Source organism: Actinokineospora sp. NPDC051303 (assembly GCF_055586285.1).
Map to the genome: position 1 here is coordinate 49430 of NZ_JBVJIN010000003.1, position 13906 is coordinate 63335.

Annotated in this window: 12 protein-coding genes; 7 read left to right on the forward strand and 5 right to left on the reverse strand. The window is 71.1% G+C overall.

What is annotated here, in order from left to right; genetic code table 11:
- Positions 1-29: 29 nt before the first annotated feature.
- Complete coding sequence (locus ACZ6SD_RS03525) at positions 30-263, reverse strand: hypothetical protein (RefSeq protein ID WP_465315305.1); 234 nt, start codon at positions 261-263, stop codon at positions 30-32.
- A 138-nt stretch (positions 264-401) separates the two neighbouring features.
- On the opposite strand from ACZ6SD_RS03525, the gene ACZ6SD_RS03530 reads away from it, so the two are divergent.
- Positions 402-881: a DUF4383 domain-containing protein gene (locus ACZ6SD_RS03530; protein WP_465315306.1), complete on the forward strand. Its 480-nt coding sequence runs from the start codon at positions 402-404 to the stop codon at positions 879-881.
- 52 nt (positions 882-933) lie between these two features.
- Here the strand turns inward: ACZ6SD_RS03530 and ACZ6SD_RS03535 are convergent, their stop codons facing one another.
- On the reverse strand, positions 934-1977 hold the full coding sequence (locus ACZ6SD_RS03535) for a hypothetical protein (RefSeq protein WP_465315307.1): 1044 nt from the start codon (positions 1975-1977) through the stop codon (positions 934-936).
- Positions 1978-2047: 70 nt separating this feature from the next.
- A complete protein-coding gene (locus ACZ6SD_RS03540; protein ID WP_465315308.1) occupies positions 2048-2638 on the reverse strand; it encodes an MmpS family transport accessory protein in 591 nt (196 codons plus the stop codon).
- A gap of 867 nt (positions 2639-3505) precedes the next feature.
- On the opposite strand from ACZ6SD_RS03540, the gene ACZ6SD_RS03545 reads away from it, so the two are divergent.
- From ACZ6SD_RS03545 to ACZ6SD_RS03570, 6 genes are all read left to right on the forward strand, one after another.
- Complete coding sequence (locus ACZ6SD_RS03545) at positions 3506-6559, forward strand: cupredoxin domain-containing protein (RefSeq protein WP_465315309.1); 3054 nt, start codon at positions 3506-3508, stop codon at positions 6557-6559.
- A gap of 81 nt (positions 6560-6640) precedes the next feature.
- The gene (locus ACZ6SD_RS03550; RefSeq protein WP_465315310.1) at positions 6641-7789 is read left to right on the forward strand and encodes a multicopper oxidase family protein; all 1149 of its coding nucleotides are present in this window, start codon (positions 6641-6643) and stop codon (positions 7787-7789) included.
- Between the two features lie 39 nt (positions 7790-7828).
- Positions 7829-8572 (forward strand): YcnI family protein, encoded by a 744-nt coding sequence (locus tag ACZ6SD_RS03555; protein ID WP_465315311.1) that lies wholly within the window; start codon positions 7829-7831, stop codon positions 8570-8572.
- Positions 8573-8595: 23 nt separating this feature from the next.
- A complete protein-coding gene (locus ACZ6SD_RS03560) occupies positions 8596-10374 on the forward strand; it encodes a copper resistance CopC/CopD family protein (RefSeq protein ID WP_465315312.1) in 1779 nt (592 codons plus the stop codon).
- 68 nt (positions 10375-10442) lie between these two features.
- On the forward strand, positions 10443-11300 hold the full coding sequence (locus tag ACZ6SD_RS03565) for a helix-turn-helix domain-containing protein (protein ID WP_465315313.1): 858 nt from the start codon (positions 10443-10445) through the stop codon (positions 11298-11300).
- Positions 11301-11382: 82 nt separating this feature from the next.
- The gene (locus ACZ6SD_RS03570; RefSeq protein ID WP_465315314.1) at positions 11383-12306 is read left to right on the forward strand and encodes an oxygenase MpaB family protein; all 924 of its coding nucleotides are present in this window, start codon (positions 11383-11385) and stop codon (positions 12304-12306) included.
- 5 nt (positions 12307-12311) lie between these two features.
- Here the strand turns inward: ACZ6SD_RS03570 and ACZ6SD_RS03575 are convergent, their stop codons facing one another.
- Positions 12312-13226 (reverse strand): MSMEG_6728 family protein, encoded by a 915-nt coding sequence (locus tag ACZ6SD_RS03575; RefSeq protein WP_465315315.1) that lies wholly within the window; start codon positions 13224-13226, stop codon positions 12312-12314.
- A gap of 42 nt (positions 13227-13268) precedes the next feature.
- Positions 13269-13826 carry a TetR/AcrR family transcriptional regulator gene (locus ACZ6SD_RS03580; protein WP_465315488.1) on the reverse strand — a complete coding sequence of 186 codons (558 nt, stop codon included), beginning with the start codon at positions 13824-13826 and terminating at the stop codon, positions 13269-13271.
- Positions 13827-13906 lie beyond the last annotated feature (80 nt).

Below are 13906 nucleotides of genomic sequence, written 5' to 3' on the forward strand. Positions count from 1 at the left end.
CGCTGAAACCCGGCGGGCGTCAGCCCTCGTCAGCCCTCCTCGATGTGGACGGCGCGGTCCTCGGGTCCGCTGGGCCGCTCGGCTCCGGTGTCCCGGCCGATCTCGGTGGCCTCGTCGTCCACCAAGCCGTCGGCGAGCCCGTCCACGCCGCCCTGCCCGACGTCCGGGTGGGCGACCACGGTGAACCCGGGATCGCGCTCGACCCGCTCGCGCGCGGTCCCCCGGTCGATGTCCTCCTGCTGTTCCGAACGCGGCTCGGACATGGGCTCCCTCCCGGTCGGCCTGTGCTGTGCTGTGTTCTGCTGTGGGGACTGTGCTGTCGCGAACGGGGTACCCCGGCGGCCGGGATTGACGCGGCCCGGTTTCGCCCGGGTGGGCGTCGGGAGACGAGAGGAGTCGTCATGTCCGGTTCGCAGCGCGCGGGGGCCTCGGCGCGGGCTCCGATAGCCCAGGGCCTGTGCGGCCTGCTGGGCCTGGTCTACCTCGTGGTCGGCGTTCTCGGGCTGGTGCAGACTGGGGCGGGCGAGTTCGACGGCCACGTCCACGGCACGGTCGGCGGGCTCGGCGGCACGACCCTGCTCAACCTCGTGCACACGATCCTCGGCGCGCTGCTCCTGCTGCTCGCCGCGTCCCGCGCCAGCGGCGCCCGGGTGGGCGGCCTGTTCGGCGTGCTCGCCTTCCTCGGCCTGACCGCGTACGGGGTGGTGGCCGTGCTGCGCGGCGGGGAGGACGAGCCGTTGGGGGTCGATTGGCCCGCGACGGTGCTGCACGGCGTGAGCGTGCTGGTCGCGGCGGCGATGGTGGTGTTCGCGACCCGCGCGACCGCGGACGGCGCGCGGTGGCGGAACCGCCTGCGCCAGGGGCGGGGCGCGAAAGCGTGACGGCCCCGCGGCGATCGCCGCGGGGCCGTCGACAGCCTGAACCGGTCGGGGCTCAGTCGTCGGAGCGCTTGAGCACCGGCATGGGCACTCGCAGGTGCCCCCACCGGAGGCCGAGCCTGCCGCCGCCGGAGCCAGCGGGCGCGGTCCGGCGCAGCAGCCACATCCGGGTCCACTGCGCGGCCACCAGGGTGACCAGCAGCGTGGCGAGCAGGATCGGGCCGTACAGCGACCGCTCGACGTCGTCGGCCAGCGGGGTGGCGTGGCCGGTGGTGGCCCGGTTCTGCGCGCGGGCCTTCTCCTCCGGGCCGACGATGCCGAACTGCGGGATCGGCGAGTCGGTGCCGTACGGCGAGGTCAGGACCGCGACGCCCTCGGGGGCGACGCCCATCCCGGGGGTCTTGGTCGCCCATTCGACCGGGTACTCCAGCGCGACGTTGGAACCCTGGCTCGCCGTGTGCGGCGCGGTCGCGACCGGCTCCGGCGGCACCGTGGCGCCCCCGCCACCGCCGGGACCCGCGCCCGGCCCCGGCTCGGGCACCGTGGTCATGCTCGGCGCGGTGGGGTTGCCTGGCCTGCCGGGGAGGGGTTGGCCGGGCGCGGGCTGGCCCACGCCGGGCTGCCCCGGAGCAGGTTGGCCGGGGGTGGGTTGGCCGGGCGCGGGCGGCGGGGTGCCGCCACCGCCGCCGCCGGAGACCGTGCCGACGGCTTCGCCGACCACGGTGCAGGTGCTCGCGATCGTCGTCCACACCGTGGCGAGCAGCGGCTCGATCACCGGCGCGAGCACCGGCAGGCCCAGCAGCTGGTTGGCGACCGCGTTGGCGATGACGTCGCCGCCGATCACCACCTGGCCGGTGGCCGGGATGGAGCCGATCGGGATGGGCGGCAGCGTCGACCACACCTGCTTGAACAGCACCCGGGTCACCCCGAGCGGGTCGAGCGGGGCGAGGGCGGCGAGGATGGGCGGCTCGACCGAGGCGGTGCTCAGGGCGATCTGCTGGCCGGGCTCGCCGACCACCCGGGCCGAGCAGCTCTCCAGCACGAACGGCTCAGCGGCCGAGGCGTTGCCCGCGGTGAACGTGACTCCCGCAGCGACCATCAGCGAAAGGCACAGAGCTGCCCCGAAACGTCGAACGCGCGAACGCGACTGGCTGCGCATTACGCGCTCCTCACTTGGCGGGGTTGGGCCTGATCACGGCGGAGCAGGCGACGTTGGTGTGCTGGCCGGGCGAGACGCCCTGGTTGACGACCTGGCCGTCGACGCTGACCGCGCAGGAGACGGACTCGCCGTCGCCGTTGGCGGCGAGCAGCTGGGCGATCCCGATGCCGGGTCCGACGGTCATGGTGACCTCCTTGCGCCACGGCAGGTCGACGCCCTCGACCGTCTCGGTGCCCGCGGAGCCGTCGACCACGTAGCGGATCTCGGGGGACTTGCCGGTCCCGTTCACCTCGTAGACGACGGTGTGGGTGCTCGACGGCAGCACTGAGCGCCGCTCCTGGATCTGCTCCTCCGGCGTCGGGTCGCCGCCGAACGCCTGGGTGATCACCAGGACCGCGGCGGCGAGCGCCGCGATGCCCAGCAGCCACGGCAGCCACCAGGTCCGCTCGGCGAACTTCCGTCCTTTGGAAACCGGTGGCGTGGAATCCGTTTCCGACTCGGGTGACTCGACGCTGGCTTCGGTGTCCGGCGTGCCGTCGGCGGCTTTTCCGGCCGGGTCGTCGATGACGTCGGTGGTCACGTTGGATGGGGTCTCACTCACGACTCGGGCCCTCCCTGGAAGAACAGACATGGCGTCCCACAGCTAACGCATCGATGAGGCCATCGTGGCGGTTTTATTTCCCGACGCCGGGAACGACAAGTCGCATCGTGGCACGTGCTGTCTCAGCTTGGCTAGTGTCGGCTTTGTCGCGGCTCGGGCGCTTCACATCTCCGTAATGTGTTGCGGCGGCCTGGCGGTCGCTTCGAGGGTGACTCACGTTTTCGCTGCTTAAGGTTGCTCTCAGGTTGCTCTCAGGGGCTTCTCAGCGCTCTTTCAGGTGTCGCCCCTTCCGGTGGCGCGTGTTGCCAAATAGCTAATCGCCCAGGCAAATACCCGGCATTCGATCAGTGGCGAATAATGTCGATCACCTGCTCTGAGCTGCGTAAACGCCCGACTTTTCGCTGTTTCCGGCCTGGTGTGGAGGACGGCCGAATGGTCGTGCGACCCGGTGGAGATCAGCGGCCAAACGGTCCTGCTCACGCGCCAAACGGATCTTGCGTGATGGAAATATCACGTCCAGTTAACAAAGCGGAGACTGGTCGGACATGGTTCGTTGGGGTACTTGGTGCCGTATCCCAGGGATTCCTGAGAAGCCGATTGGGACGCAAAGGGGAGCCGGAATATCGGTCGTCGGAGCGTCCTGGTCGAAATTGACGGGGCCACTGTGGTATCCGCGGCGTCCGCTCTTCGTTTTGCCTCAGGCAAAGCGGGAGAGCGGGAGTCGCAAACCCTGTGTTGGTTGAACAGAAGTCACTAATCGGCACCAACCCTGCCCGAGCGACGCGGCGCCCCTCCCTGCGGGGCCGCGTCGCTCGGACCTGATAAGAAGGGAAAGGCATGCGCTCGTCGCGTCACAGTTTGTCGCGCATGTTCCCGCTCGGCCGCGGCGGTCCCCGCCGCAGCCGGGCGTCTCGGTTCACCGCCGCAACCTCAGTTCTGGCGCTCGGCACGTTGGGCGCCTTGGTCCCGTCTCCCGCGCTGGCGGCGACCCACTCGGTAACCCTGCAGAACCTTCAGTACAACCCCGCGACGATGACCGTCGCTGTCGGTGACACGGTCAACTGGTCGAACTCCGACTCGGTGATCCACAGTGTCACGGGCGGGCCGCTGGACTCCCCGAATCTCGACCCGGGAGCGACCTACTCGTTCACCTTCAGCAGCGCGGGCACGTTCGACTACCAGTGCAAGTTCCACCCGGACATGGTCGGTCGGGTCACGGTCGGGGGCAGCACGCCCACGTCCACGACCACGCCGCCCACCTCGTCCACGTCGGAGCCGCCGACCTCCAGCCCGACCTCCACGACCGGGACGGTTCCGCCGCCCGGTGGCGGCGGCGGTGGCGGGGCGGCGACGCCGACCTCCGGCGCGGGTGGCGCTCCCCTGGGCGTCGGCCCGCTGCCGGTGTCGTTCGACCTCAGTGACGCCAACGGCAGCTGGTTCGACACGAACCTGAACCTGGGCCCGCTCGGCGGCCAGTCCCTCGCGGTCGCCGTGCTGCCCCGGGTGAACCTGGGCTCGGCGCTCAACGGGGTTCCGTCGGTCGCCCCGGCGGGTCTGCCGCTGCTCAACGGCAAGGGCCTGCCGGACCTCGGCGGCCTGCTGCCGGGTGGGGGCGGTCTGCCCAACCTCGGCGGCGGCGGCCTCCCGGCGCTGCCCGACCTCGGCGCCGGTCTTCCGGGTCTGCCGGGCCTTCCGGGTCTGCCCGGCGGCGGCACCGGCGGCCTGCCCGCTCTGCCCGACGTCGGGGGCCTGCTTCCCAGCCTCGGCGGCGGCATCCCCGGCGCGGGCGACCTCCCGCTGCTCGGCGGCGGCAGCCTGCCGCTGCTGGACGGCACCACCGTCCCGCTCCTGGGCGGCGGTCTGCTGGCGGGCCTGGACGCGGTCAAGACCCTGAACCTGGACACCGTGTCCAAGCTCGGCGGCCTGACCAACCTGACGAACCTGGGCGGCGGCAAGCTCCCGGTCCTGGGCGACCTGGGCCTGGACCTGAACTCGCTGCTCAACTTCGACACCACCCGTCAGGCGATCTTCCAGCTGCTGCCGACCGGCGATCCCCGCATCGCCAAGGCGAACTCGCTGCTGGACACCGCCGCGTCGCAGATGGCGGCGCTCCCGGTGAACGCGCCGATCTCCCTGGACAGCCTCCCCGTCGGCCCTGAGCTGGAAGACCTGCTCACCGACCTCCGGGCGTTCGCGGAGAACGACGTCCAGCTGCCGGTCACGGTGAACTTCAACATCGCCAAGCCGGACGCCGACTCGGCGCACACCGCGACCAGCCTGATCTGGCCGGAGGGCGCCAAGGGCTTCCCGCAGGACGAGCCGGGCGCCTTCGTTGGCCAGACCAGCATGCAGCTCACCGAGCCGGGCCTGTACGCCTTCGCGTGCAAGGTCCACCCGTACATGCTCGGCGCTGTCGTGGTCGACGACCCGCTGACGATCGGCCTCGACTTCGGCAAGAAGCTGCGGGTCAACAGCCGCAACCTCAGCGTGCCGTCGAACGCGGACGTCATCCAGCAGCTGGTCAACAAGTTCTTCGTCATCACGGTGCCGGAGAACTGGCAGACCTTCAGCGACACCGAGGAGAAGGTGTGGAACCCCTCGTTCCCGCCCGCTCCGATCCTGCAGTACGACGAGAACGGCAAGCCGGTCCTGATTCCGCTGCTCGACTCGTACTTCAAGAGCAAGTTCGAGCTGCCGAAGAAGCTTCCCGCCCTGGGCAAGAAGCCTTCGGTGCCCGGTGTCGGCGAGGTCTGGATCGCCACCCAGATGGAGGAGTACGCCGAGAAGACCAAGACCGGTTCGATCACCAAGGTCAACACCGAGAACTGGTCGGTTGAGCAGAAGATCTCCGCTCCGGAGATCAACATGAACAACACGCACAACATGTGGACCGACAAGAACGAGACGGTCATCTACGCGAACGAGTGGTTCTCGGACAAGATGGACGTCTTCGACCGGGCGAGCGGCAAGCTCATCCGGCGGATCCAGGTCGGCCCGGACCCGTCGCACGTGATGAGCCGGACCGACACGGACCAGCTGCACGTCGCCATCAACGGCGGTGGCTCGGTCATGGAGGTCGCCCCGGGCGGCACCAAGATCGACCGCAGGCTGACGGTGAGCAACCCGGGTGAGAAGATCGCGCACCCGCACGCGCACTGGATGACCGGTGACGCCAAGATCATGGCGACGCCGAACGTCAACCTGTACAACGCCACCCTCGTCGACATCCCGACCGGAAACATCCGGCACGAGAAGACCGGCGAACTGCCGATCGCGACGGGCATGACCCCGTCCGGCGACAAGACGTACATGGCCGACTTCCTCGGCGCCACCGTGTCGTGCATCTCCAACTACGGCGACGCGTGTGTCGACGGCGGCGGAAAGTCCAAGTACAAGAGCATCGATCTGTGGTCCAGCTACGACCCGGTGGCCGGCGCCTCCGGTCCGTTCGGTGGCCTGCCGATCCAGCTCCCGGTCTCCCCGGACAACTCGGCGCTCTTGGTCGCGAACACGTTGAGCTCCAACATCACCGTGATCGACCCCAAGACCGACGAGATCGTCAAGTGGCTGCCCTGTGACGCCGGATGCCACGGCATCAACTACGGCGCCAAGAAGGGCGGCGGCTACTACGCCTACGTCTCCAGCAAGTTCGCCAACACCCTCTCGGTGGTCGACCCCGACCCCAACGGTGACGGCAACCCTGAGGACGCGTCCGTGGTCGGAAAGATGGTCCTCGACGGCGGCACCGGCACCAAGAACGACGGAACCATCACCAAGTGGCCCGGATTCGGTGGACAGGGTGTCCTCGCGATTCCGCTGGCCTACGAGGGCTGGGTCCAGCGCGTGCCGAGCAACAAGGTCAACGACCAGCTGACCTGCAAGCAGCGCAACCCGGTCGCCTTCGCGACCAAGTGCTCGTAACCACCGGATAAACCCAGGTCGGGGGACCGCCGTCACGGCGGTTCCCCGACCGTCCGGTCCGGTCGAAGGAAAAGGAAAGCCATGAGTTCTCCCCAGTGGTTGCGCACGTCCACGATCAAGCCGGTCGCGGTCCTGGCCGCGGCGGTGATCGCGGTGTCCGGCGGGCTGCTCACGAGTTCGGCGATGAACCCGTCCATGGACACCACAGCCGATGCCGCCGCGCTGTCCCCGACGCCGGTCGCCGCCACCGCGCCCGCCCAGTCCGGCGGCGGCGAGGACCTGCACGACGGCACCAAGCTGGCCGAGTGGCGCCTGGTCGACGGCGTCAAGGTCTTCGAGCTGACCGTCGCGCCGATGCAGTGGGAGACCAAACCCGGCTCGGTGAAGAAGGGATACGGGATCAACGGGCAGATCCCCGGCCCGACCATCCGCGTCAACGAGGGCGACAAGCTTCGCTTCATCGTCAAGAACCTGCTTGACGAGGGCACCTCCATGCACTGGCACGGCATGGTCCTGCCCAACAGCCAGGACGGCGTGCCCGGCCTGACCCAGCTGCTGATCGACCCGGGCCAGAGCTACACCTACGAGTGGACCGCGATCAGCACCGGCAGCCACTGGTACCACTCGCACATGCACGGCGACCAGGAGAGCCGAGGCGTCTACGGCTCACTGGAGATCGTGCCCAGGCTCGGCGACATCCACGCCGACCGCGACTACCGGATCATGCTCGGCGACGGCGCGCTCGGCTTCGTCATCAACGGCAAGAGCTTCCCCGCCACCGTGCCGCTGCGCGCCCGGGTCGGCGAGCGGGTGCGGTTCCGGATCATCGGCACCGGCCCGGAGATGATCCACCCGATGCACCTGCACGGCGGATTCTTCGAAGTCGTCGCCCAAGACGGGCTGCGAACACCGTTCCCGCAGCGCATGGACACGCTTCTGGTCGGCGTCGGCCAGACCTTCGACATCATCTTCACCCCCACCGTGCCGGGGAAGTGGATGCTGCACTGCCACATCTTCTCCCACTCCGAGACCCACGAGGGCATGACCGGCCTGGTCTCGATCCTGCACGTCGACCCGCCCGCGGTCGGGCTGCCGGACCTGTCGCAGATCCCGCCGTCGGTCCCCGGGCTGCCGCAGCTTCCGCTGCCCAACCTGCCGCTTCCCCAGCTCCCGCTGCCCGGCCTGTCCGGAGCCGGGGCCGCGCACAAGGAAGAGCACCCGCAGGGCTGAGCACCTACCGACTCGCCGGATAAACGAAAGGCCGATCCCATGCCACGTGTTGTGTCAGCGATGCTCCGCGGCTCGGTCGTGGCGTTCGTCGCGGGCGCGGCGCTTCTCGCCGGAGCGCAGGCCGCCGTCGCGCACGTCACGGTGACCGCGGACAACCCCGAGCCGGGCGGCTACACCAAGGCCGCCTTCCGGGTGCCCAACGAGCGCGCGGACGCCTCGACCACCCGCCTTGAGGTGACTTTCCCGGCGGACCACCCGTTCGGGAAGGTGTCGGTGGCCCCGGTGCCGGGGTGGACGGCGACGGTCACCACGCGCAAGCTCGACGCGCCGATCCACGGCCACGGCCACGGCGGCACCCTGACCGAGGGCGTCGAGTCGATCACCTGGCAGGGCGGGGAGGTCAAGCCGGGCGAGTTCGTCGAGTTCCCGGTGTCCTTCGGCCCGCTGCCGCATGGGGTGGACGGCCTGGTCTTCAAGGCGTTGCAGACCTACTCCGACGGCGAGGTCGTGCGCTGGATCGAGGTCGGGCGCTCCGGCGAGCCGGAGCCGGAGTTTCCGGCGCCGGTGCTGGCGGTCCACGTGCCTGCCGCGCCTGCGGTCGCGGACGGGACCGACCCGCTCGCCCGGGTGCTCGGCGTGGTCGCTCTGGTGACGGCGTTCGGCGCGCTCGCCGCCTGCGTCGCGGTGCTGCCCGCGGCCAGGCGGCGGGCGGCGGGACCGCGTCCGCCCGCCCCGGTCGAGGCCGTCGTCGCGGCCACCGGCAGGCAGCGGGAACAGGTCTGATCCACGTGCAGCAGGGAGTCGCCATGCCCGTTCCGGTCCGGCTGCCGCGTGCCCGGGTGGTGTTCACCGCCCTCCTGATCGCGCTGCTGGCGATGATCGCCAACCCGGCGCCCGCCGCGGCGCACGCGGTGTTGCTGTCCACCACCCCCGGCGGCTGGCAGCTCCTCGGCGACTCGCCCGGGGAGGTGTCCCTGCGGTTCAGCGAACCGGTCGACCTCGGCTTGGCCAGCGTCCGGGTGATCGGGCCAAGCGGCAAGGACGTCGGCGGGATCGGGAAGCCAGAACACCGCGACGGCAAGCAGGACACCATCACGGTCCGGGTGGGCGAGACCCTGCCCAACGGCACGCACACCGTCGCCTGGCGGGTTGTCTCCGCCGACACCCACCCGGTGCAGGGCGCGTTCACCTTCAGCGTCCGCGAGGCCACCGCGCCCGCCGCGGTCGGGGCCGGGGGCGACCAGGGCGGCGACGGGACCGTGACCGTCCTCTATGGACTTTCCCGGTGGTTGGCCACCGCCGGGCTCGCCCTGCTGGTCGGCGCCGCGTTCGTCGCGGCGGTGTGCTGGCCCGCGCTGGCCGCCCGGCGCGGCGGGCGGCGGCTGGCTGTGGTCGGCCTGGCCACGACCGCGGCGGCGACCGTGCTCGCCCTGCTGCTCTACGGGCCCTACGCCAGCGGCCGGACGCTGGGCTCGCTGGTCGACCCCGGCCTGATCGGGACGACCCTGGGCAGCCGGATCGGCCTGAGTCTGGCCGCGCGCCTGGTGCTGTTGGCCGTCGCCGCTGTCTTCGTCATCCGTTTCCTGCGCCAGGAGCACGCCGAGGATGACCCGCATCCCCGGGCGCGCCTCCGCCGGGGCGCGGTCGTCCTGGGCGGCGCGGTCGCCCTCGCGGCGACCTGGAGCCTGGTGGCGCACGGCGCGGCGGGCGGGCTCGCGCCGCTGTCCGTGCCGATCGACATCGCCCACCTCACCGCGTCGAGCGTGTGGCTCGGCGGCCTGCCCGCGCTGGCCGTGCTGCTGCGCTCCAGGGACGCCAACGCGATGCGGATCGCCGTGCCGCGGTTCTCCACGGTCGCCGGGGTGTGCGTCGCGGTGGTCGTGGTGACCGGGCTCTACCAGACCTGGCGGCAGGTGGGCACGGTCTCCGCGCTGTTCGGCACCACCTACGGCTGGTACCTGCTGGGCAAGGTCGGCCTCGTCGCGGTGCTGCTCGCCAGCGGCGCGCTCGCCCGCCGGTGGGTGCGCGGGCACTACGGGTTCGAGGTCGTGACCGTCACCGACAAGCGCAAGGCCAAGCGCGCCCCGGAGACCGGCGAGGTCGGCCGGTTCCGCAAGCTGGTCATGGCCGAGGTCGCCATCGGCGCGCTGCTGCTCACCGTGACCGTGTCCCTGGTCGGCACCGAGCCCGCGCGCGCCGAGCAGGACCGGGAGCGCAACCCGCCGCTAGCCGGGGCAGCGGAAGGGCCGGTGTCGCTGGCGATCCCGTTCGACGCGGGCGGTCTCCACGGCAAGGGCCAGGTGGCGTTCGTGCTGACCCCGGCGAAGGTCGGCCCCAACCAGCTGCACCTGGTCGTGCTCGACCCGGCGGGCCAGCCGAAGAAGGTGCCCGAGGTGCGCGCGGAGCTGCGCCTGCCCTCGGCGGACATCGGCCCGATCGCCGTGCCGCTGGCCAGCGGCGGCCCGTCGCACTACATCTCCTCCGAGATCGCCATGCCGATGCCGGGCCAGTGGGAACTGGCGGTGGTGGTCCGCACCACCGCCATCGACCAGACCACCCTGCGGGTGCCTGTAAACACCAGATGACATGCGAATCCATGCCATATCCGGAGGTCTTGGCCGCTCGTTGGGCCTGCACCAGATGAGGGGGGCGTATGCACCAGCCGATGCCGATGGCCGCGGGGGACGCGCGGGGCCTGCCGTCCGACGCGCTGGTCGAGCTGCGCAAGCGGGTCGTCGCCGCGGTCGAGGCGGGCACCGCCCAGGTGGAGGTCGCCCGGCTGTTCGGGGTGTCCCGCCAGACGGTCGGCGTGTGGGTCCGCGAGTACCGCAACCGGGGGGACAACGCGTTCGTGCCCGCCCGGCGCGGCCGCAGACCCGGTGAGCAGCTCGCCCTCACCACCGCCCAGCAGCTGTGGGTCGCGGGCACCATCGCCCGGCGCACTCCCGACGCGGTCGGCCTGCGGTACCAGGTGTGGACCCGCCAGGCGGTCACCGAGCTGATCAACCGCGAGTTCCTGGTGATGCTCGGGGCAACGACGGTCGGCAACTACCTGGTCCGCTGGGGCCTGCCCTGCCCCCAGGACCTGCTGCGCACCCTGCGCGCCCGCAACGCCGTCGCCGCCGCCAACACCCCGGTGCTCCCCGAGGCCAGGCGGGCCTGGCTGTCCGGAGCCGAGGTCGTCTGGGTCGGCTACGGCAGCCCCCGCTGGCTGGCGGGCCGCTCCGGCCTCCCCAGCCACGACGAGACCGGCTGGCCCGATGTCAGCGTGTTGCAGGCGGTGTCCAACCGGGGCGCCATGTCGTTCCTCGCCACCGCCGACCCGTTCGACGGCACAGAGGTCCGCCATTTCCTGGAGCGGCTGATCGGCCAACTCCGTCGCCGGGTCAACATCGTCGTGACCTGGCAGCCCATCCGCAACCAGGACGCGATAGCGAACTGGCCCCCGCCAGCCGAGTCCGCCGCGGCGGTGCGGTTCGTCAGCCTGGCCGACGAACCCGGCCAGAACTGACGGCGGGCCCCTGTCCCCGGCCGGTAGCATCGGGTGACCGCTCCGGCGGCCGAGTCAGCGTCGCGGGTCGCAAGGAGGCGCCATGCGCAGCGCGAGAACCGACCGCAGGCACGCCTGGCTGTGCCGGATCGAGGCACTGGACCCGGTGGCCGACCACCAGGAGATTTACCGGATCACCGCGGGCTACGAGTTCCCCTGGGACTACCAGCGCGCCCTGGAGTTGGCCCTCTTCCGCACTTACTGCGTGCCCAGCATCTCCGCCCTGCTCGACGCCACCGGCGAGTTCGCCAACCGCCCCCAACGCCGCTATGACGACACCGCGCTGCTGATCGCCGAGATCGCCGAGCACGGCTACGAGTCGCCCCGCGGCCGGGAGGCGCTGCGCGTCATCAACCGCGCCCATGGACGATTCCGGATCAGCCCGGAAGACATGCGCTACGTCCTGACCACCTTCATCTACGAGCCCATCGACTGGATTGACGAGTTCGGCTGGCGCCCGTTGTCCGACCACGAGCGGACAGCGGCCTTCCACTTCTACCGCGAGGTGGGCAAACGCATGGGCATCCGCGACATCCCCGCCGACTACGCCGAGTTCCGCCAGTTCAAAGTGGACTATGAGCGCGCCAACTTCCGCTACAGCGACACCAACCGGCGAATCGGCGTCCACACCCGGGAGCTCATGTGCTCCTGGTACTGGCCGCCCGTCCGCCCCCTGGTCCGCCAGGCGGTGCACGGTTTGCTGAGCAAGCAAATGCTGGCCGCCTTCGACTTCCCAGCAGCCCCCGCCTGGCTCGGGAAAGCGACCCGCCGCGCCCTGCGCGCCCGCTCGGCGGTAGTGCGCTACCTACCACCGCGCACGGTGTCACGCCTGTCCCACGATCCGCGCAACCGCACCTATCCCGGCTACCCCAACGGCTACCGCCCCCGCGACCTGGGCGCCCCGCCCACCACCCGCATAGCGCCTGCCTGGCTGGCCGCCCCGCAACGCCCGCCATCGGAGGACTGAGTCCGTCAGCCCGCCACGACCAGGCTGAGAGCGGGCCGGTCGACAGGCATCCGCACGCGGTCCAGCACAACCAGGTTGGCGTCCGGCGGAAAACCGTCGACCGAGCCTTCCCGGAAGAACGCGAAGTCCGGAGTGGCCGCGCATTCCGCGCGCATGGCGGCGATGGCCTCGGCGTCCGGCTGCCGACCGCCGCCGTAGTCGGGGCCGACCACCGGCGCGGGCCCGGGGTGCGCCACCCGAGGCAGCGGCAGCGGACTGACCCAGGCGGTCCGGCCCGGCGTGCACAGCCCCGCGAGCAGCCCGATTCCCGCCAGCCGCACGGGATCGGTTCCCGCGAGCACGGCACTGCGCCCGGCGAGCACCTGATCCAGCGCGGCGGACTCGGCCTCGTCCGGCGGGGCGATCCCCACCAGGTCGAGCGCGGCGGGCAACGGCAGCGCGTGCGGATGCCCCCGCCGCAACGGCCACCGCGGATACACCGATGACGGCCAGGCGTAGGGCAGGTCATCCGGCACGTCGTCGCCGAAGATCGGGCGATAATGCCCAGGATCCTTGCGCAGCAACGAAGCCTGATGGCTCAGATGCACCGCCGGTTCACCCAGCCACGGTGGCAGCATCCCCTCGGCGGCGAGCCGATCCGGTTCGGGCAGGCGCCCGTCGGTGAACGCCAAAGCCTGCGCCAGCACCGAGTCCGCGTGCCCCAGGTCCGTCCACCGGCGACAGACAGCGGCGGTGTACAGCACCAGCGCGGGCACGAAACCGCGCCACATGGCCACGGCCGGGTGATGCTTCCACCCGTACACCGGCCACACGAGCGCGCGCAGAATCTGCACCGCCTCCACCCGCTGCTTCCCGAGTCTGCCTCGGTCGAGCGCGGCGGCGCTGGCCACGAAATCCGGATACGGCAGGAAAGTCTGCATCTCTCCGCCGGACTTCCCAGCGCCGCGGGCGCCGAAACCAGCTCAGGCCCGGATCAGCAGCCGCACGCAGTGATCCACAAGCTCATCGCGGTCGACGGCGAGCGTGCCGTCGAGATACGCGGAGAACAGGTGCGTCAGCGCCCCGACCAGCCCGATCGCGGTCATCTCCCGCTCGGTCTCCGACTCGTCCTCGGGCAGGTGCTCCCGGATCAGCGCGGCGAACGCGGGCAGCAGGGCCATGCCCCGGCTGGACAGCGCCGGGTCGGTCAGCGGGGCGAGCAGCAGGACGCGGCCGCGCCGAGGGGCGTCCACCATGAGTTCGACGAAGGCGGTGACCGCGGCACTGGCCAGTGCCTGCGGGTCGGGCGGGCTGGACCGCACGGCGTCGACCAGGGCTTGGCGCGCGCTGGCCGCGACGTGCTCGTACACCGCGAGGACGAGTTCGTCGCGGTCGGGGAAGCTCTCGTAGAAGTACCGCTCGGTGAGCTTGGCGCGCCTGCACACCGCGCGCACGCTCAGCGCGGGTCCCTCGGGCGCGCCGAGCAGGTCGACCCCCGCTTCGAGCAGCCGCAGGCGCCGGGCGGCCTTGCGGTCGGTCATGGTCGTGCCGCCCCAGGTGCGGTCGGCGGCTCGTTGACTCGGCACTCGACCCATCCTAGTCTGACAACGACCGTAGTCAG

Excerpts from the sequence above, each read along its gene's own strand:
- ACZ6SD_RS03550 (WP_465315310.1), top strand. The coding sequence starts at position 6,641 with ATGAGTTCTCCCCAGTGGTTGCGCACGTCCACGATCAAGCCGGTCGCG.
- ACZ6SD_RS03545 (WP_465315309.1), top strand. The coding sequence starts at position 3,506 with ATGTTCCCGCTCGGCCGCGGCGGTCCCCGCCGCAGCCGGGCGTCTCGG.
- ACZ6SD_RS03525 (WP_465315305.1), bottom strand. The coding sequence starts at position 263 with ATGTCCGAGCCGCGTTCGGAACAGCAGGAGGACATCGACCGGGGGACC.
- ACZ6SD_RS03580 (WP_465315488.1), bottom strand. The coding sequence starts at position 13,826 with ATGACCGACCGCAAGGCCGCCCGGCGCCTGCGGCTGCTCGAAGCGGGG.
- ACZ6SD_RS03570 (WP_465315314.1), top strand. The coding sequence starts at position 11,383 with ATGCGCAGCGCGAGAACCGACCGCAGGCACGCCTGGCTGTGCCGGATC.
- ACZ6SD_RS03560 (WP_465315312.1), top strand. The coding sequence starts at position 8,596 with ATGCCCGTTCCGGTCCGGCTGCCGCGTGCCCGGGTGGTGTTCACCGCC.
- ACZ6SD_RS03575 (WP_465315315.1), bottom strand. The coding sequence starts at position 13,226 with ATGCAGACTTTCCTGCCGTATCCGGATTTCGTGGCCAGCGCCGCCGCG.
- ACZ6SD_RS03565 (WP_465315313.1), top strand. The coding sequence starts at position 10,443 with ATGCACCAGCCGATGCCGATGGCCGCGGGGGACGCGCGGGGCCTGCCG.
- ACZ6SD_RS03530 (WP_465315306.1), top strand. The coding sequence starts at position 402 with ATGTCCGGTTCGCAGCGCGCGGGGGCCTCGGCGCGGGCTCCGATAGCC.
- ACZ6SD_RS03535 (WP_465315307.1), bottom strand. The coding sequence starts at position 1,977 with ATGGTCGCTGCGGGAGTCACGTTCACCGCGGGCAACGCCTCGGCCGCT.
- ACZ6SD_RS03555 (WP_465315311.1), top strand. The coding sequence starts at position 7,829 with ATGCCACGTGTTGTGTCAGCGATGCTCCGCGGCTCGGTCGTGGCGTTC.